Origin of the sequence: Stutzerimonas nosocomialis (assembly GCF_005876855.1) — a bacterium.
In the GTDB taxonomy this organism is placed as follows: domain Bacteria; phylum Pseudomonadota; class Gammaproteobacteria; order Pseudomonadales; family Pseudomonadaceae; genus Stutzerimonas; species Stutzerimonas nosocomialis.
Window position 1 is genome coordinate 1 of record NZ_QLAE01000026.1, and the last position, 17,994, is coordinate 17,994.

Annotated in this window: 15 protein-coding genes and 1 pseudogene; 10 read left to right on the forward strand and 6 right to left on the reverse strand. The window is 67.7% G+C overall.

The features are described 5' to 3' along the window. From DN824_RS22640 to DN824_RS15680, 6 genes and pseudogenes are all read left to right on the forward strand, one after another. Positions 1-202, forward strand: a pseudogene (locus DN824_RS22640) (hypothetical protein); the annotation flags it as partial. Positions 203-373: 171 nt separating this feature from the next. Further along, complete coding sequence (gene gloA2 / locus DN824_RS15660) at positions 374-760, forward strand: SMU1112c/YaeR family gloxylase I-like metalloprotein (RefSeq protein WP_138409342.1); 387 nt, start codon at positions 374-376, stop codon at positions 758-760. Positions 761-805: 45 nt separating this feature from the next. Next, positions 806-1,681, forward strand: coding sequence for a PhzF family phenazine biosynthesis protein (locus DN824_RS15665; RefSeq protein ID WP_138409343.1), 876 nt, complete (start codon positions 806-808; stop codon positions 1,679-1,681). Between the two features lie 170 nt (positions 1,682-1,851). Continuing rightward, complete coding sequence (locus DN824_RS15670; protein WP_138409344.1) at positions 1,852-2,622, forward strand: PP2C family protein-serine/threonine phosphatase; 771 nt, start codon at positions 1,852-1,854, stop codon at positions 2,620-2,622. A 16-nt stretch (positions 2,623-2,638) separates the two neighbouring features. Further along, positions 2,639-4,174, forward strand: a complete 1,536-nt coding sequence (locus tag DN824_RS15675) for a serine/threonine-protein kinase (RefSeq protein ID WP_138409345.1) — start codon at positions 2,639-2,641, stop codon at positions 4,172-4,174. A 39-nt stretch (positions 4,175-4,213) separates the two neighbouring features. Next, the gene (locus DN824_RS15680; protein ID WP_138409346.1) at positions 4,214-5,074 is read left to right on the forward strand and encodes an FHA domain-containing protein; all 861 of its coding nucleotides are present in this window, start codon (positions 4,214-4,216) and stop codon (positions 5,072-5,074) included. A 176-nt stretch (positions 5,075-5,250) separates the two neighbouring features. Here the strand turns inward: DN824_RS15680 and DN824_RS15690 are convergent, their stop codons facing one another. Continuing rightward, a complete protein-coding gene (locus tag DN824_RS15690; protein ID WP_138409348.1) occupies positions 5,251-5,862 on the reverse strand; it encodes a superoxide dismutase in 612 nt (203 codons plus the stop codon). Between the two features lies 1 nt (position 5,863). Next, a complete protein-coding gene (locus DN824_RS15695) occupies positions 5,864-6,325 on the reverse strand; it encodes a tetratricopeptide repeat protein (RefSeq protein ID WP_138409349.1) in 462 nt (153 codons plus the stop codon). Between the two features lie 230 nt (positions 6,326-6,555). Here DN824_RS15695 and DN824_RS15700 point away from each other — a divergent pair, with 230 nt between their 5' ends. After that, positions 6,556-7,128, forward strand: a complete 573-nt coding sequence (locus DN824_RS15700; protein ID WP_138409350.1) for a cysteine hydrolase family protein — start codon at positions 6,556-6,558, stop codon at positions 7,126-7,128. Positions 7,129-7,363: 235 nt separating this feature from the next. Here DN824_RS15700 and mdoH read toward each other — a convergent pair whose 3' ends face one another. Then, positions 7,364-9,967: a glucans biosynthesis glucosyltransferase MdoH gene (mdoH, locus tag DN824_RS15705; RefSeq protein ID WP_138409351.1), complete on the reverse strand. Its 2,604-nt coding sequence runs from the start codon at positions 9,965-9,967 to the stop codon at positions 7,364-7,366. Continuing rightward, on the reverse strand, positions 9,960-11,489 hold the full coding sequence (locus tag DN824_RS15710) for a glucan biosynthesis protein G (RefSeq protein ID WP_138409403.1): 1,530 nt from the start codon (positions 11,487-11,489) through the stop codon (positions 9,960-9,962). The genes mdoH and DN824_RS15710 overlap by 8 nt, the downstream gene beginning before the upstream one ends. 479 nt (positions 11,490-11,968) lie before the next feature. Here DN824_RS15710 and DN824_RS15715 point away from each other — a divergent pair, with 479 nt between their 5' ends. From DN824_RS15715 to DN824_RS15725, 3 genes are all read left to right on the forward strand, one after another. Beyond that, positions 11,969-12,865, forward strand: coding sequence for a LysR family transcriptional regulator (locus tag DN824_RS15715; RefSeq protein ID WP_138409404.1), 897 nt, complete (start codon positions 11,969-11,971; stop codon positions 12,863-12,865). Positions 12,866-13,011: 146 nt separating this feature from the next. Next, positions 13,012-15,345 (forward strand): FdhF/YdeP family oxidoreductase, encoded by a 2,334-nt coding sequence (locus DN824_RS15720; RefSeq protein ID WP_138409352.1) that lies wholly within the window; start codon positions 13,012-13,014, stop codon positions 15,343-15,345. Positions 15,346-15,410: 65 nt separating this feature from the next. Next, positions 15,411-15,854, forward strand: a complete 444-nt coding sequence (locus DN824_RS15725; protein WP_138409353.1) for a PAS domain-containing protein — start codon at positions 15,411-15,413, stop codon at positions 15,852-15,854. A 2-nt stretch (positions 15,855-15,856) separates the two neighbouring features. Here DN824_RS15725 and DN824_RS15730 read toward each other — a convergent pair whose 3' ends face one another. Together DN824_RS15730 and hemH are read right to left on the reverse strand one after the other, a co-directional pair. Further along, positions 15,857-16,813, reverse strand: a complete 957-nt coding sequence (locus DN824_RS15730) for a MerR family transcriptional regulator (protein WP_138409354.1) — start codon at positions 16,811-16,813, stop codon at positions 15,857-15,859. 116 nt (positions 16,814-16,929) lie between these two features. After that, entirely contained in the window at positions 16,930-17,955 is a 1,026-nt protein-coding gene (gene hemH / locus DN824_RS15735) for a ferrochelatase (RefSeq protein ID WP_138409355.1), read from the reverse strand. Between the last annotated feature and the right edge of the window lie 39 nt (positions 17,956-17,994).

Genomic DNA, 17,994 nt, shown 5'->3' on the forward strand with positions numbered 1-17,994 from the left:
TCAGTCTTACCTCACAAGCACCCACACGAATTGCTTGATTCAGTTGTTAAAGAGCGTTTCGATCAAGTCTTTCGTCTCAACCGAGGCCGCGCATTCTACAGCAGCCTTTCTTACTGTCAAGCTGTTTTTCGAAAATCTCTTTTCATTTCAACAGCTTACCGCTTTAGCGAGCCGGTGGCCGCTGCAGCGAGGAGGCGAATAATACAGGCTTCAAAAATGGTGTCAACGCCCTTTTGGAAAAAAGACGCGTGCCGTTTCGCCGGCCTGTCTAGGTGGCGCCAGCCAGACAGGCCTTCCGTTCCTCTACTATAGGGAGGACGCAACCGCGGCCCCGCCGCGGCCCGCCCCAATCGAAGGACCAGGCAGACGAACCATGCCGTGCCTCAACGCTCTCCATCACGTGGCGCTGATCTGTTCGGACTACCCACGCTCCAGGCACTTCTATACCGAGTTGCTGGGTCTTGAGGTCATCGCCGAAACCTACCGTGCCGAGCGCGACTCCTGGAAGCTGGACCTGAAGGTGGGCGACGCCCAGCTCGAGTTGTTCAGCTTCCCCGGTGCGCCACCGCGGCCTTCCCGGCCCGAGGCTCAGGGGCTGCGGCATCTGGCCTTTGCCGTGGACGATCTCGACGCGACCCTGGCGCTGCTCGATGCCCGCGGGATAGAAACCGAAGCGGTGCGCCTCGATCCGCTCACGGGGCGGCGCTTCACCTTCTTCGCCGATCCGGACGGCTTGCCGCTGGAACTCTACGAGCGCTGACGCGCCATGCCCGATCACAACCGCCCACCACACGCAGGAGAGCCCATGCGAAAGCGCCGCTTCAGACAGGTCGACGTGTTCACCCGCCAACCCTACCTGGGCAATCCCCTGGCGGTGATCCTCGACGCCGAGGGGCTCGATGGCGAACAGATGCAGGCCATCGCCCGCTGGACGAACCTGGCGGAAACCACTTTCGTGCTTCCTCCGAGCGACCCGCAGGCCGATTACCGGGTGCGCATCTTTTCGCCGGACACCGAATTTCCCTTCGCCGGGCACCCCACGCTCGGAACCTGCCATGCGCTGCTCGAAGCGGGCGTACTGCCCAAGACGACGGACCGGTGGGTGCAGGAATGCGGCGTCGGGCTGGTCGAGGTGGCGCGCATGCCCGACGATTCGCTGTCCTTCGCCGCGCCACAGGCAGCGTTGCTGCCGCTCGACGAAGCCATTCGCGGCGAGCTTGCCCTGGCTCTCGGTACGGATCAGCTGAGCGCCCGGCTCCCCAGCATGGTGGTGGACATGGGCATCCGCTGGCTGGTGGTGCGGATCGACTCGGCCGACGCCTGCCTGGCTGTGCGGGCCGATCCCGCCCGGCTGAGCGAGCTGACCGCGCGCTGCAACGTCGCGGGCGTCGCGCTCTACGGACCCAGCGCGCAGGGCGAATCCAGCACCTATGAATTGAGGGCGCTGCTCGCCGAGCAGGGCAGGCTGTCCGAGGACCCGGTCACCGGGAGCGCCAACGCCTGCCTCGCCCGGGTCCTGCAAAGCCAGGGCTTTCCCGACCCGGGTACCCAGGAGGGCTACCGCGTACGACAGGGCACGGCGCTCAGGCGCAACGGCCAGGTGTCCGTACGCTATGTCGAACAGACGCCCTGGATCGGCGGCCACAGCCTGACGCTGGTCCAGGGTACGCTCATCGCGTGACACCCCATCGCCTCTGCCGCGGTAACGCAACGGGAGGAACAAAGGGCTCGACGAGTTAACAGTTCGCAGCCTCAACTGGCGCTTGGCGATGACAGGATCACCAAGCGCCCGCATGATTGGCTTTTAGCCCGCATGCCGACGGACGGCGCTCGAAGAAGGAACTGACCCGCATGCTCCGTACCCCAGTCCACACGATGCTCGACTGCGCAGCACTGAGCTCGCCTGGCCGTGTCCGCGACCACAACGAAGACGCCCTGCTCGATTGCCCGGAGCTGGGGCTGTGGGCGATCGCGGACGGCATGGGCGGGCACCAGCGCGGCGAGGTCGCCAGCGCCCTGGCGTTGCAGACCCTGCAGGAGGAAGTGGCGCAGGGGGAAGGGCTCGAGGAAGCGATCCACACCGCCAATCAGGCCATCCTGCAGGCCGCCGATGGCGAAGGCATGGGCACCACGCTGGTGGCGGCCCAGTTCGACGGCGCCCTGTACCGGATCGCCTGGGTCGGCGACAGCCGCGCCTACCGGGTAAGCGCAGACGCCATCGAGCCGCTCAGCCGTGACCACAGCTGGGTGCAGGCGATGATCGATGCCGGCCAGCTCGACGCCGACGCCGCCCGCCATCATCCCCGGCGCAACGTCATCTTCCAGTGCCTGGGGCGCGAGGAATCCCTGGAGGTCGGCGAAATCAGCGGCACGCTGCAGCCGGACGAGGTGCTGTTGCTGTGCAGCGACGGGCTGAGCGGGGAGCTCACCGACGCCCAGATCCACGAGCAATGTCTCGCCGCCGCCAGCCTGGAGGACATGGTGGTGCAGCTGGTTCGCAGCGCCAACGACGCCGGCGGGCGGGACAACATTTCCTGCATCGTGCTCGCCATGCCGTCGCCGCCGAGCGAGTCCCGCCCCATGCGCTTGCTCGACAAGCTGCTCAAACCCCTCAAGCCGTAACGGACCGAGTTCAGTCATGACCGAACGGATGCTAGAAATCACCGGCTACCGCGTACACGGCAGGCTCGGCAAGGGCGGGATGGCCGAGGTCTATCTCGCCACCCAGCTTTCGCTGCACCGCGAGGTCGCGGTCAAGGTGCTGCTCGACGCGCAGGACCAGGCCTTCGCGCAGCGCTTCATTCGCGAAGGGCACATCGTCGCCTCGCTGCGCCATCCGGCGATCATCACCATCCATGACATCGGCCAGCTCGACGATGGCCGCCATTACCTGGCGATGGAATACGTCGCCGGTGGTGACCTGGCTCGACACAAGGGCGAGGTGTTCGCGCCGCAACAGGCGCTCGAGATCATTCGCCAGGTGGCCGCGGGCCTTGCGGTCGTGCACGAAAAGGGCCTGGTGCACCGGGACATCAAGCCGGCCAACATCCTCTTCCGCGAAGACGGCAGCGTGGTGATCACCGATTTCGGCGTGGCCAAGGACCTGGAACTGGACAACGAGCTGACCCAGTACGGCATCGCCGTCGGCAGCCCGGCCTACAGCAGCCCGGAGCAGGCCCGTTGCGAACCGCTCGACGCCCGCAGTGACATCTACAGCCTCGGGGTGATCCTGCTGGAGATGCTCACCGGCAACAATCCCTACCGCGGCAACAGCTACACCCAGACCGTGCTCAACCATGTGCAGATGCCCGCCCCGACGCTGCCCGCCGCGCTCGCCAGCCTGCAGCCGCTGCTGCAGCGCATGCTGGCCAAGGCGCCAGAGGCGCGCTTCGCCGATTGCCGCGAGTTGCTGGCCGCGATCGAGGCGCTGAGCGATGCGGACCAGGACCTGACCCGCATCGCCCCCGCCGTGAAAGTTCCCCCGACGGCGCCGGTGCGGCGCTCCGCTGCCCGGCGCCTGTCCGTCGTCGCGCTCGGCCTGGTGCTCGCGACCCTCGCAGGGCTCGGCGGCTACCAGTGGCACAAGCACGCCCGCATCGCCGAGCTGCTGGGCCATGGCGAGACCAGGCTGGCCGAAGGCCGGCTGCTGTCCCCGCCGCAGGACAATGCCGACCATTATTTCCGCCAGGCGCTGCTGCTCGATGCGGACAATGCCCAGGCGCAGCAGGGCCTGGCCCGGGTGCTCGAAGCGCGCATCGAGCAGGACCTGGCGCTGGCTGCCCAGCGCCTGTCCGAGGAGCGCCTGCTGCTGCCCGAGGACGACAGCGCCGTCCATTACTACCGCAAGGTGCTGGGCTGGTCGCCCGACAACCCCATCGCACTGGCCGGGCTGGCCGAGGTGGTGCGGCGTTACATCGGTCTGGCCGAGGGCGCCTACGCACGGCGCGAACATGCGCTGGCCAACGAGTACATCCTGCAGGGCCTGGAGACCGCACCGGACGATCCCCGCCTGCTGGCGCTGCGAGACCGCCACCTGCAGCGCGTCGCCGAGACCCGCACGCCAGCCGCCGCGCCGCGCTCCGCCTCCCGGCCGAATGCGCCACGCACCGCGACCCGCGCCGCCGAGCCCGCGCCGAATCCGGTGAAGCGCCTGTGGAACAACCTTTTCAACTGAACCCTTTTTGCAGCGATACCGCCGAGGTAGACGTCAGTCATGCTCAAGATTCATTTCGTGGACAACCGTCAGGGCCCCGTCTGGCTCGCCGACGAACGCTTCACCATCGGCCAGGACAGCCGCAACGACCTGGTGATCGACGACCCTGAGGTCGGCCCGTTCCACGCCGAGATACGCCAGGAACACGGCTTCTATTACCTCACCGACATCGGTTCGCAGAGCGGCACCTACGTCAACGACGAAAAGATCGGCGCCCGCTTCCAGATCCGCTCCGGTGACCGCGTGCGCCTGGGCGGTGTGGCACTGGACTTCATCGATCCGGCCAAGGCCGCCTCGAAGACCGGCCCGGCGCCGCGCTGGCTGCTGCAGGTGATCCAGGGCGAGAACCAGGGCCACAAGTATCACGTGATCGGCTCGATGACCTTCGGCCGCTCGGTGAAGTGCGAGCTCTGCTTCAGCGACCCGGAGCTGTCGCGGCGACACGCCGAGTTCTACCTCAAGGGCGACGTGCTGGAGGTCAAGGACCTGGCATCGGCCAACGGCATATTGGTCAACCAGCAGAAGGTGACCACCGCGGTGCTGCAACCGGGCGACCAGATCCAGCTCGGCTCGGTCACCCTGCTGGTGATCGGGCCCAAGGTGCAGGTGCCGCAGGCGATCGACGAAGACGCGACGGTCTTCGTGCAGGCGGTCGAGCTGCCCAAACCCGAGCAAGCGGAAAAACCCGAGAAACCGAAGGCGCCGCGGCGCCCACACACGCCCAATCCGCTACGGGCGGCCACGCCGAGAAACGCCGAGCCCAGCGTGGCGACCCGCTCGGTCAGCCGGCGCTGGCCCGCGGTGCTGGCAGGTGCCGTGGTGCTGATCGCCGCTGCGCTGGCGCTGCCGCAGCTGCTGTAAGCGAGGCTAGCGTCCCAGCCAGTCGATGACTTCGACGACCAACAGGACGCCGCCGCCGAGGGTCAGCAGTACGCCCAGCGCGCAACGAACGAGCCGCGCCGGGCGCAGCCGAGGGCGTCGGCCGGCGTCCGGCGGGTCGGTGCCTATCCGTGGCAGGATGAAGACGCCTGCGTCATTCAGGCCATCGCCGCCTGGTAACGGCGTTGTACCTCGGGCCAATTGATCACCTTGTAGAAGGCGCCGATGTATTCCGGACGCCGGTTCTGATAGCGCAGATAGTAGGCGTGCTCCCAGACGTCCAGCCCGAGGATCGGCGTATTGCCGTGCATCAGCGGGCTGTCCTGGTTGCCGGTGCTCTCCACCACCAGCGTCTTTTCCGGCGTCACGCTCAGCCACGCCCAGCCGCTGCCGAAACGCGACACCGCCGCCTTGGTGAAGGCTTCCTTGAACGCTTCGAAACCGCCGAGCTGCCGATCGATCGCCTCGGCCAGCTCGCCCTCGGGCGCCGCAGGCGGGTTGACCGCCATGACGGTCCAGAACAACGAATGGTTGGCATGGCCGCCACCCTGGTTGATCACCGCCGTGTGCAACGACTCGGGCAGCCGATCGAGCATCGTCAGCAGCTGCTCGATGGGCACGTCGACCCACTCGCTGCCCTCCAGGGCGGCGTTGAGGTTGTTGATGTAGGTCTGGTGGTGCTTGGTGTGGTGGATCTCCATGGTCTGCGCGTCGATGTGCGGCTCCAGCGCATCGTAGGCATAGGGCAAAGCAGGCAAGGTATGGGGCATGTCAGTGGACTCCGTGAAAGGGACCGTTCTGCATCAGCGCCTGGCGTTGCAGCAGTTGCGCCAGCGGGTGGCGGCTGCCCTTGAGCAGACGCAGGGTCCGTGGGTAATGACCGTGGCGCGCGACGAAACCCAGCAGCTCGCGGTAGCTGTGCCCGCTGTGGCGAAGCACGGCCTGACGCAGCGCCGGTGACAGGCGCTCGTCGACGAGGCTCTCGAGCAGTCGCTCATGGATGGCGCACAGGTACTCGGCGCTTTCCTCGGGCTGCTCCAGGCGCAGGTGGACGTCAGCCAGGTTGTGGTGGGAGATCACATAGGCGGCCACCGCCTCGTCCGGATCGGGCCAGCGATCGAACAGCACCTGGGCCAGGGCCAGCGCCTGCAGGTAATGCTCGCGGGCGTCGACGTAGTCGCCCTGGGCGAAATAGTGGTTGGCCAGCTCGATGGTGCGTTTCCAGTGCTGCATGATCGATCTCCTGGACGCATGGCGCGCAGTGGATGGATGCGTTACCTGTGCAGAGCCTGCACCGACAAGCTCATGCGAATGAGATTGATTATTAAATCCATGGATCAGCGAATACAAGCGTTATCGGCGCTGCCCGACGAGATGTCGCCGCGCCGGGGAATCATCCCCGCGCGAAGCATCCAATGCTGAACAGGCGCCCCGACGTGGCGCCCCCCGGCACAGGAGACCCCATGAGCACGGCATTCATCGGCCTGGACTACATCGTCGAAATCACCCACCCGGACGGCAAGATGGCAGCGGCCGCCGAGCAGGTGCGAGAGCGGAACGTCATCGACAACGCCAACCGAGCCCTGGCGATGGCCCGACGCAAAGGCTGGCTTAGCGTATTGGTGAAGGTCGGTTTCGAACGGGGTTATCCCAACCACCCCGCCCATTCCCGGCTGTTCGGCAAGGCCCGTGAGGCGGGCCTGCTCGAGGCGGGCAGCGCCGGCATGGCCTTCCATCCCGAACTCGATGCGGACCTGGCCGACATGGTCATCGTCAAGCCGAGGGTCAACGCCTTCTACGGCACCGGGCTGGACCCGGCCTTGCGCGCGCGGCGGATCGAGCGGGTGGTGCTGGCCGGTGTCAGCACGGCGATGGCGATCCAGAGCGCGGCCCGCGATGCCCATGACCGCGACTACGAGGTGCTGATCCTGGAGCAGGCCTGCGCCGCCGCCAGCGAGGCCGACCACCGCGACTCGATCCGCCTGCTCGACACCGTGGCCCGGGTGGTGACGCTCGAGGAACTCGAGGCACTGTGACCGCGTCGTTCCGCGTAGCGCATGCGCATCCTTTGCGCTGCCGCGGGATCGCAGACAAGACCGCTCCCTCTGGGGATATGTCTTTTCCCGCCATGACGATCGGGGCGGTACTCCGTGGGGCGGTCGGGGACCGCCCAGTCTTGACCGCGAAGCTGTTGGAACACCGCTCGCGGCGACGAATGCATCGCCGCGCGGCCCGCTCCCCCAAAGGCGCTCGGCCGCGCTCGATGCTGGATCAACCCGGCGGGTTGGCCAGGCCTAGGGGCATGGCGCCGACCTGATCCTCGACGTGCGCCCGCGGCGTCCGGGCCAGGGCGAAATAGGCGTCGCGCCAGGGCCGGTGGCGGTCGTCGCTCCAGACCAGATAATGCAGCCGCGCCAGGCCCTGGGGATCGTCGAGCAGCTTCCAGCGTGCCTCGTCGGCGCCGTTCGGCCCTGCCGCCAGCACCCTGTCCAGACGCTGCACACGCAGCGCTTCGGCCGCCGCGACCGACTTGCCATGGCGTCCGCGCGCCATCGCGCTGGCCAGGGCGTTGATCCGTGGCTCGACCGCCGCACGCAGGAAGCCATGGCTCAGCGCGTTGCGGTTGTTCAGCTGCAGGTAACGATCGGTCGCCTCGAGCTCGCGTGGCGGTGCGTATTCCTCCGGAATCAGGAACAGCTTGGCGCGCCGGCTGGAAAGCCCGGGTCGGGTACGGCTGGAGAACACCGAGACCGGCGCCGAGAGCAGCAGCGACACCACGATGGGCGCCAGCCACCAGAGGAACAGCGGGTCGAGCCAGGCGACGCCGGCCGTCCAGACCACGCCCAGCAGCATCTGCCAGCCGTGACGGGCCAGCGCCTCGCTCCAGGGCGTCGCATCGTCGTCGCGCTTGGGCGAATTCCACTGCACCGACCAGCCCAGGAAGGCCGCGGTGACGAAGACCGTGTGGAAGAGCATCCGTACCGGCGCGAGCAGCACCGAGAACAGGGTTTCGAGCAGCATCGAGAGCAGCAGGCGGATTCCGCCGCCGTATTCCCGCGCGCCCTTGGCCCAGATCAGCACCACGCTGAGCAGCTTGGGAAGGAACAGCAGCGTCAGGGTGGTGGAGAACAGCGCGATGGCCTGTTGCGGATTCCAGCGCGGCCACACCGGGAACAGCTGACCCGGCTGGAAGAAATACTGCGGCTCCATCAGCGTGTGGATCGCCAGCAGCGCGGTGGAGAGGATCAGGAAGAGGAACCACAGCGGCGCCGACAGGTAGGACATCACCCCGGTGAGAAACACCGCGCGGTGCACCGGATGCATGCCCTTGACCAGGAACAGGCGGAAGTTCATCAGGTTGCCGTGGCACCAGCGGCGATCGCGCTTGAGCTCGTCGAGCAGGTTCGGCGGCAGTTCCTCGTAGCTGCCCGGCAGGTCGTAGGCGATCCACACGCCCCAGCCGGCACGGCGCATCAGCGCGGCTTCGACGAAGTCGTGGGAGAGGATCGCGCCGGCGAAGGAACCTGTGCCAGGCAGCGGCGCCAGGGCGCAGTGCTCGATGAAGGGTTTGACCCGGATGATCGCGTTGTGGCCCCAGTAATGGGACTCGCCGAGTTGCCAGTAATGCAGGCCCGCGGTGAACAGCGGACCGTAGACCCGGGTGGCGAACTGCTGCATGCGTGCATAGAGCGTGTCCATGCCCGAAGCCTTGGGGGCGGTCTGGATGATCCCGGCGTTCGGGTTGGCCTCCATCAGCTGCACCAGGCGGGTCAGGCATTCGCCGCTCATCACGCTGTCGGCGTCGAGCACCACCATGTAGCGGTAGTCGGCGCCCCAGCGGCGGCAGAAGTCGTCGATGTTGCCGCTCTTGCGCTTGACCCGGCGGCGGCGGCGCCGATAGAAGATGTGCCCGAACCCTTTTACCTCGCGGCACAGGTCCAGCCAGGCCTTCTGCTCGGCGACGCACTTGTCCGGATCGTTGCTGTCGCTGAGCACGAACACGTCGAAATGCTCGAGCTGGCCGGTGGCCGCCAGCGACTCGTAGGTCGCCCGCAGACCGGCGAACACCCGCGCCACGTCTTCGTTGGCGATGGGCATCACCAGCGCGGTGCGCGCCCGGGGGTCGATGGGCTCGTCGCCGACGGTATTGGCCGAGATGCTGTATCGATCGCGCCCGCGCAGCAGCTGCAGAAAGCCCATCAGCGCGGTCCAGAAGCCCACCGATACCCAGCAGAACAGCAGCGCGAAGAGCAGCAGGATGCTGGTCTGCACCGCATAGGGCAGCACCTGGGTGATGGTCGCCAGGACACCCTGCTGGCGGATCTCGTCCAGGTTCAGGTCCATCAGCGCCCAGCCCTGGTAGGGCAGCACGGCCTTCATGTACCAGGTCGCGACACCGGTCTGGGTGAGCATCAGCGCCACCAGGACGAAACGCCGGAACGCCGCGACGGTGCGCCAATGCGCCTTCGCGTCGGCTTCGCCTGCGGGTTTTTCCTCGGGCCGCTGGCGGCCGAACAGCTTGCGCCAGCCGCGCACCAGCGGGTTGGTCTGCCAGGGATCGGGCACCATCGGCGAACGCACGATGGGGGGCGTGCTCCTGATGCAGACGCGTCCCTGGTGGTCGGTCATCAGCAGCTGGCCCTGATCCAGCGCCTCGCCCCAGTCGGCCTGCAGACGCGCGGCGGTCGAGCCGAGCACGGCGTCGTCGGCGCTGCCGCCGGAAGGCGTCCCGGCGCCCGCCAGCGCACGGTGCAGCGCCTGCAGGTCGCCGCCCTCGGCGGCGACCCGGTTGGCCAGCGCCTGGCGCTCATCGTCCTCCAGGGCGATCTGGTCGAGGTAGAGACGCGCCTTATCCGGCTCGACAGGACTAGTCATGGACGGGTATCTGGTAGCTCCAGGTTTCCGACAGCGGCTTGTCGTCCTGCACCAGCGCGGCGCGGAGTTCGACCGGCTGTGCCGGGTCCTTGATCCTCAAGCGCAGGGTCAGGCGCCAGCCCTCGGTCACCGGGTTGTAGCGGACGCTGTTTTCCACCAGCTCGCCGTTGGGGTTGACGCTGACCTGCGCGGTCACCGGCGTGTCGGCGGGCAGGTTCGCCAGCACCGGGCCTTCGAAATCGACGATGTAGGCCGTGGTGCCGTCGGGCTGGCGGATCAGGTTCGGCTGCTTGATGTCGCCCACCGACAGGCGCGTCTGCTTGACCCAGGCGAGCTGCGGATCGTGCAGCGCCGGTTCGTCCATGGTGAAGTGCAGCCGATAGCCCAGCTCCAGCGGCTGACCCCGCTCGGGCAGCTCATCGGGCGTCCAGAAGGCGACGATGTTGTCGTTGGTCTCGTCCGGCGTCGGGATCTCCACCAGCTCGACCCGGCCCTTGCCCCAGTCGCCGCGGGTTTCCACCCAGCCGCTCGGGCGCAGGTCGTAACGGTCGTCGAGGTCTTCGTACTGGCTGAATTCGTGGCCGCGCTGCATCAGGCCGAACCCGCGCGGGTTCTCGACCGCGAAGGTGCTCACCGCCAGGCGCCTGGGGTTGTTCAGCGGGCGCCAGATGCGCTCGTCGTTGCCGGCGTGAATGGCCAGGCCGTTGGAATCGTGGATCGCCGGGCGGAAGTTCGGCTGGGCGCTCGGCTGGTTCGGGCCGAACAGGTACATGCTGGTCAGCGGGGCGATACCGAGCTTGGCGACGTTCTCGCGCAGGAAGACCTTGGCCTGGACATCGAGGGTGCTGTCCTTGCCGGGCGTGACCACCATGCGATAGGCGCCAGTGGCGCGCGGCGAATCGAGCAGGGCGTAGATCACCAGGTTGCGGCGATCCGGCGCCGGATGCTCGACCCAGAACTCGCTGAAGCGCGGAAATTCCTCGCCCGACGGCAGCGCGGTGTCGATCGCGAGCCCCCGTGCCGACAGGCCATAGACCTGTCCCTTGCCGATCACGCGGAAGTAGCTGGCGCCCAGCAGGGTCATCAGCTCGTCGTCGCGCTTGTCGGGCTCGTTGAGCGGATACATGACCTTGAAGCCTGCAAAGCCCAGGTGCTCGAGCGAAGCGGGATCGAGCTGCAGGCTGCCGAAATCGAAGTAGTCCGGCGAGTAGTCGATCTCCTTGACGCCCGTGGCGGTGATCTCGTGGATCTTCACCGGCACGTCGAAGTGCATGCCCTGGTGATAGAAGAACAGCTGGAAGGGATTTTTCTCGTCGGCCCAGCGGCCTTTCTCGGTGCGGAAGCGGATCTGCTGATAATCGGCAAATTTCATTTCGCGGAACACGGCGGGCAAATTGCTTTGCGGCGCCACGTAGGGGCGGCCGGCCAGTTCCTTCGCCTTGACCGCGACGTCGTCCAGGCTGAACGCCCAGGCGCTGGTCGCCACACTGGCCAACAGGCAGGACAACAGCCAGACGGCCATCCTGTTGCGCGGTTTTGCTGACATCGACACCCTTTTCACTAACACATCTTGCCCCTTAGGTTCGCGCGGGAATCCGACGCTCGACCGGACCCCGGATTGAAGCCAGGTTGGCCAGACAGCATCGATACGAAGAAAACGATTTGTTCTTGTTGCCGCCAGGCTCACTGCATCCGGCGGATCGACCGAGTAGCGGGTCTCGAGACCGGCCCTGGTCCTTAGTCAGCGGGGCGTATCTTATCCAGTCGGATGACCGCTGACAGCGGGGGTAACCCCCCGTTCGATGAAAATTTTTACCATAAGTTCGGTCCCCTGCCCGACAAGGCTCCAGACGTTGCCAGCCGGGCCTTCCAGACGCCGGCAAACCGGCATGCGACAGGCCCGCCGACAAGCCGCCGGCACCGACGGCGACCGTTCCGGACAGGCGTGTCGCGACCATTCGCAGTAGGCTGGTGACCGACACAGCAGCGGCCAGCGCACCGATGGACATCAAGCAACTGCGGTTCCTCATCGCCCTCGACGAAACCCGCCACTTCCGCGAGGCGGCCCAGCGCTGCCACGTGACCCAGCCGACCCTGTCGATGCGGCTGCGCAGCCTGGAAGAAGAGCTGGGCCTGCAGCTGGTACGGCGCGGACAACGCTTCGAGGGGTTCACCGCCGAGGGCGAGCGCATCCTGGCCTGGGCGCGCACGCTACTCGCGGCACAAGAGGGGCTGCTCGCCGAAGCGGCGGCCTGCCGTGGACAACTGGTGGGCACCTTGCGCCTGGGGGTGGTGCCGCTGGCCGGCTTCGATCCGCTGCGCCTGGTGCAGCAGTTCGCCGAGGCGCACCCGGAGCTGCGCTTCCAGCTCGTGGCGCTGAGCAGCGAGGAGATCCTCGAACGCCTGGCGCGCAACGCGCTGGACCTCGGGCTTTCCTACCTGGACCGCCTCGATCCCGCGCATTTCAGTGCGCTGCCGCTGGGCCATGCGCGCATGGGGCTGCTGCACGACCGTCGCCACTTCGCCTTCGCCGACGCGTCGCTGACCTGGGAACAGCTCGCCGGCCTGCCGCTCGGCCTGCTCACCAGCGGCATGCACTTTCGCCAGTCCATCGACCATGCGCTGCGCAGCCGCGGGCTGGCGCTGCAGCCGCGTGTACAGACCGACGCGGTCCACCATCTTCTGCAGGCGGTCAGCCTCGGGCTCTGCTGTTCGATCATGCCGCTCGACAGCGGCCTCGACGCGCTGGCCGAACACCTGACCCTGACGCCCATCGCCGAGGCCCGCACGCTGGCACCCCTGGGGCTGATCCTGCGCCGCGCGGCGCCCCGCTCGGCACTGGCCGAAGCCTGCTTCGCCGAGGCCGGCGCGCTGCTGCAGACCCAGGCCCTCGGCTGATCAAGCGGCACTCGTTGATCGACAGGGTCGATCAACGCATCGGTACGGGCGATTGGACGCGCGCCGCAGCGGCGCCCTAGGCTGAGGACATAGAGGTCGCCTCGACGCCAGCGCGACCCGCCCTGCGTGCAGCCGAGGTCGTCATCATGCCCCTCCCTCCCCGATCAGAAGCCCGCTACCGTCCCTATACCGGCGCCGCCGGCGGCTGGGGCGCCCTGCGCAGCGTCACCCGCGCCTGGCTCGGCAGCGACAACGCGCTGAAGAACATCCGCACCCTGCTCAAGACCAACCAGCATGGCGGCTTCGACTGCCCGGGCTGCGCCTGGGGCGAGTCGCCCGAGGGGCAGAGGGTGAAATTCTGCGAGAACGGCGCCAAGGCGGTGAACTGGGAAGCCACCCGACGCCGGGTCGACGCCGCCTTCTTCGCGCGCTACAGCGTCAGCCAGCTCGCCGCGCAGAGCGACTACTGGCTCGAATACCAGGGGCGCCTGACCGAACCGATGCGCTACGACCGCGCCAGCGACCGTTACCTGCCGATCGGCTGGGACGAGGCCTTCGCCCTGGTCGCGCGCCACCTCAAGGCCCTCGAACGTCCGGACCAGGCCGAGTTCTATACCTCCGGCCGCGCGAGCAACGAGGCGGCCTTCCTCTATCAGCTGTTCGGCCGCGCCTTCGGTACCAACAATTTCCCCGACTGCTCGAACATGTGCCACGAAGCCAGCGGCGTCGCCCTCGGCCAGAGCATCGGGGTCGGCAAGGGCACGGTGACCTTCGGGGATTTCGAGCACGCCGATGCGATCTTCGTGCTCGGGCAGAATCCCGGCACCAACCACCCGCGGATGCTCGAACCGCTGCGCGAGGCGGTAGCCCGCGGCGCCCAGGTCGTCTGCTTCAATCCGCTGCGCGAACGCGGCCTGGAACGCTTCCAGCACCCGCAGAAGCCGCTGGAGATGCTTGGCAACCGGGACGCGCCGATCACCAGCGCCTATTTCCGGCCCCGCCTGGGCGGCGACATGGCGGCGCTGCGCGGCATGGCCAAGCTCCTTCTTCAGTGGGAGCGCGAAGCCCCCGGGACGGTGTTCGACCAGGCCTTCATCGCCGAGCACACCGAAGGGCTGCTGGCCTATCTCGTCGAAGTGGACGCCACGCCCTGGGCGCAGATCGAGGCGCAATCGGGGCTCGCCCTGGGCGAGATCGAGCAGGCGGCGCGGCATTACCGCCACGCCGAGCGCAGCATCATCTGCTGGGCGATGGGCATCACCCAGCACCGCCACTCGGTGGCGACCATACGCGAGATCGCCAACCTCCTGCTGCTGCGCGGCAACATCGGCAAGCCGGGCGCCGGCGCCTGCCCGGTACGCGGCCACAGCAACGTGCAGGGCGACCGGACCATGGGCATCAACGAGCGCCCGCCGGCGGCGCTGCTCGACGCGCTGGAGCGCCAGTTCGGCTTCGCCGTACCGCGCGGGCAGGGCCACAACACCGTCGAGGCCATCGCCGCGATGCACCGGGGCGATGCCCGCGTGTTCATCGGCCTGGGTGGCAACTTCGCCCAGGCGACGCCGGATTCGCAGCTGACCCACCAGGCGCTCACGCGCTGCGAACTCACGGTGCAGATCAGCACCAAGCTCAACCGCAGCCACCTGCTCTGCGGCCGGGAAGCGCTGATCCTGCCGTGCCTGGGGCGCACCGACATCGACCGCCAGGCCTGCGGGCCGCAGGCGGTCACGGTCGAGGACTCGTTCAGCATGGTGCATGCCTCCTTCGGCCAGCTCGAACCGCTGTCGCCGCAGATGCGCTCGGAGCCGGCCATCGTCGCCGGGATCGCCGCGGCAACCCTCGGTGCGCACCCCGTCGATTGGCTGCACCTGGTCGAGGACTACGGACGCATCCGCAGCCTGATCGCCGCGACCCTCCCCGGCTTCGCCGACTTCAACGAACGCCTGGGCCAGCCCGGCGGGTTCTACCTGGGCAACAGCGCCGCCGAGCGCCGCTGGGCCACCCCGAGCGGGCGCGCGTGCTTTTCGGCCTGCGCCCTGCCGCAGGACCTGTTGCCCGCGCAGGTTCGCGCCAGCGGCCGCGCACCGGACCTCACGCTGCAGACGCTGCGCTCCCACGATCAGTACAACACCACGCTCTATGGGCTCGACGACCGCTACCGCGGCGTGCGCGGCATGCGCCGGGTGGTCTTCGTCAATCCGCAGGACATCGCCCGACTGGGTCTGGCGGCCGGGCAACAGGTCGACCTGGTCTCGCTGTGGGACGACGGCCGCGAGCGCCGCGTGGAGGGATTCACCCTGCTGGCCTACGACACGCCGCCCGGCCAGGCCGCCGCCTACTACCCGGAAACCAACCCGCTGGTGCCGCTGCAAAGCGTCGGGGAAGACAGCCATACGCCGACCTCCAAGGCCATCGCCATCGTACTGGAGCCGAGCCGCCAGCCAGCGCAGATCCAGCTGCAGCGCTCGCCCGCCGCCTGAAGGCGCAGCGCAGGCGGGCGCCCTGGATGTTCTAGAATGCAGGACCGCCCTCCGGAACCCCGACGATGATCAACGCCAAACTGCTGCAACTGGTGATCGATGCCTCCAACGACGGCATCGTCGTCGCCGAACAAGAGGGCGACGACAACATCCTGATCTACGCCAACCCGGCCTTCGAACGGCTCACCGGCTATGGCGTCGAGGACATCCTCTATCAGGATTGCCGCTTTCTGCAGGCGGGGGACCGCGCCCAGGTCGGTCTGGCGGCGATCCGCGAGGCGTTGCGCAACCGCCAGCCGTGCCGGCAGGTCCTGCGCAACTACCGCAAGGACGGCTCCTTCTTCTGGAACGAGCTGTCGATCACCCCGGCATTCAACGAAGCCGATCAGCTGACCTACTTCATCGGCATCCAGAAGGACGTCAGTGCGCACATGGACGCGCTCGAACGGGTGCGTGAGCTCGAAGCGGAAGTGGCGCGACTCAAGGAAGCGCTCGCCGCCAAAGGCTGACCTCAAGTATCCAGGTGGCCGCCGAGGAACTGCTGCAGACGCCGCTGCATCAACCGGCCGGACTGGCCCAGACGGGCGATCGGACTGCCGCCGAGCTCCTGTTCGGCGAGCTCCGCGGCTTCGCCGGCGATCGCCAGCGGGCAGCTGAGGCCCAGCGCCAGCCGGTTCAGCTGGCGCAGCGACTCGTTGCCCAGCAGGTGGTTGGAGAACAGCACCAGCGCCTGGGGCTGCATCTTTTCACAGACCAGGGTCAGCTCTTCGAGCGGCTGCCCGAGCGCCAGCACGCTGACCGCCACCTCCCCCGCTGAAAGAAGCAGGCCGGCGACCAGCAGTTCCAGCTCACGGCACTGGCCGGGAATCGCCGCCAGCAGCACCCGCTGCGGTGCCTGGCTGCGCGCCAGCTGCAACCGTTGCAGCACCCGCGCGCGCAGGAAGGCGTCGAGGAACAGCCATTCGCTGGTGCGCCCGAAGTCATCCGGGCGCTGCACAAGACCCTGCCAGACCGGCATCAGGATCTGCTCGAAGGCCACCGACGCGGGATAGGTCGAGAACACCTGGCCGTAGACCTGCTCGAGCCGCATCTCGTCGAAACCGGCCACGGCGCGCGCCAGCTGCGCCTGCCATTCGGCCCACTCGCCGCTGGCGACCTCCTCCGGGCGTGCCTGGCGCTGCGCCGACGGGACGCCCTGTCCGCGCGCCAGGATCTTGCCGACCTTGCTCACCGAGACGCCACGCTCGATCCAGGCGAGGACGCTCTGCACCGTCTCGATATCGGCCTGGGAATAGAGCCGGTGACCGCTCTCGGTGCGCGTCGGCTGGATCAGCCCATAGCGCCGTTCCCAGGCGCGCAGGGTGACCGGATTGACCCCGGTGACCCGCGATACTTCGCGGATGGGGAACAGTTCTTCCTGTCCGAGCCCTGCCGAAGCGGGTGAAGGATTACCGGCGAATTCGGTCATGGCAGCTCAAGCCCACGCATTCGAAAGCGGCCGATTGTAACGCAAGGTTACCGAGGGCCGTTCGCACCCGGACAGGCAGAACGACCGCCCGTCCACCGGCCGGGAGCGTCGGCCGCTCACAGCTGCACGGGCGCGCGGCGGCACAGCGTCACCAGCGCCCGGACCCAGTCGGGATGGCCGTTCAGGCAGGGCACCAGCTGCAGGTCTTCCCCGCCGGCGGCGATGAACTGTTCCCTGCCGCGTTCACCGATCTCCTCCAGCGTCTCGATGCAATCGGCGACGAACGCAGGGCACATCACCAGCAGCTTGCGCACGCCCTGCTGGGCCAGCGCGTCCAGCCGCGCCTCGGTGTAGGGCTCGATCCATTTGGCGCGGCCCAGGCGTGACTGGAATGCCATCGACCATTGCTCCGGCCTGAGTCCCGCCCGTTCGGCGAACCCCTCGGCGGACCGGAAGCACTGCGCACGGTAGCAGCTGGCGAGCACGTCGCCTTCGGCCCGCTGGCAGCAGTCGGCACCCTTGAGGCAGTGGTCGCCGCGCGGGTCGCGCTTGTGCAGATGGCGCTCGGGCAAGCCGTGGAAGCTCAGCAGCAGGTGATCGAAGCCCTCCTCCAGGTAGGGCCTGGCGCTCTCGACCAGGGCCTCGAGGTATTCGGGCTCGTCGTAGAACGGCTGCAGGACCGACAGCTGCAGCTCAAGCCGATGCGCGGCGATGACCCGCCGGGCCTCCTCGATCGCCGTCGTGGTGGTGCTGTCGGCGAACTGCGGATACAGCGGGGCGAAGGTCACCCGGGTGATGCCCTGCCCGGCCAGGCGCAGCAGGGCGCGCTCGATCGACGGCTCGCCATAGCGCATCGCCAGCTCCACCGGCCCTTGGGTCCAGTGAGGCGCCACCGCCTCCTGCAGCTGCCGGCTCAGCGCGATCAGCGGCGAACCTTCGGGCCACCAGATCGAGGCGTAGGCATGGGCCGACTGGGCCGGGCGCCTGACCAGGATCAGCGAGACCAGCAGCCGGCGCAGCGGCCAGGGCAGGTCGACCACGTGAGGGTCCATCAGAAACTGGTTCAGGTAGCGCCGCACATCGGCCACCTCGGTGGACGCCGGAGACCCGAGGTTGACCAGCAATAACGCCTGCGTTGCCATGAATGGAAAGATCCTTGTCGTCGAAAAAAACACCGGGCG

Coding starts and splice junctions, on each gene's coding strand:
- gloA2 (WP_138409342.1), top strand. CDS start 374: ATGCCGTGCCTCAACGCTCTCCATCACGTGGCGCTGATCTGTTCGGAC.
- DN824_RS15665 (WP_138409343.1), top strand. CDS start 806: ATGCGAAAGCGCCGCTTCAGACAGGTCGACGTGTTCACCCGCCAACCC.
- DN824_RS15670 (WP_138409344.1), top strand. CDS start 1,852: ATGCTCCGTACCCCAGTCCACACGATGCTCGACTGCGCAGCACTGAGC.
- DN824_RS15675 (WP_138409345.1), top strand. CDS start 2,639: ATGACCGAACGGATGCTAGAAATCACCGGCTACCGCGTACACGGCAGG.
- DN824_RS15680 (WP_138409346.1), top strand. CDS start 4,214: ATGCTCAAGATTCATTTCGTGGACAACCGTCAGGGCCCCGTCTGGCTC.
- DN824_RS15690 (WP_138409348.1), bottom strand. CDS start 5,862: ATGCCCCATACCTTGCCTGCTTTGCCCTATGCCTACGATGCGCTGGAG.
- DN824_RS15695 (WP_138409349.1), bottom strand. CDS start 6,325: ATGCAGCACTGGAAACGCACCATCGAGCTGGCCAACCACTATTTCGCC.
- DN824_RS15700 (WP_138409350.1), top strand. CDS start 6,556: ATGAGCACGGCATTCATCGGCCTGGACTACATCGTCGAAATCACCCAC.
- mdoH (WP_138409351.1), bottom strand. CDS start 9,967: ATGACTAGTCCTGTCGAGCCGGATAAGGCGCGTCTCTACCTCGACCAG.
- DN824_RS15710 (WP_138409403.1), bottom strand. CDS start 11,489: ATGGCCGTCTGGCTGTTGTCCTGCCTGTTGGCCAGTGTGGCGACCAGC.
- DN824_RS15715 (WP_138409404.1), top strand. CDS start 11,969: ATGGACATCAAGCAACTGCGGTTCCTCATCGCCCTCGACGAAACCCGC.
- DN824_RS15720 (WP_138409352.1), top strand. CDS start 13,012: ATGCCCCTCCCTCCCCGATCAGAAGCCCGCTACCGTCCCTATACCGGC.
- DN824_RS15725 (WP_138409353.1), top strand. CDS start 15,411: ATGATCAACGCCAAACTGCTGCAACTGGTGATCGATGCCTCCAACGAC.
- DN824_RS15730 (WP_138409354.1), bottom strand. CDS start 16,813: ATGACCGAATTCGCCGGTAATCCTTCACCCGCTTCGGCAGGGCTCGGA.
- hemH (WP_138409355.1), bottom strand. CDS start 17,955: ATGGCAACGCAGGCGTTATTGCTGGTCAACCTCGGGTCTCCGGCGTCC.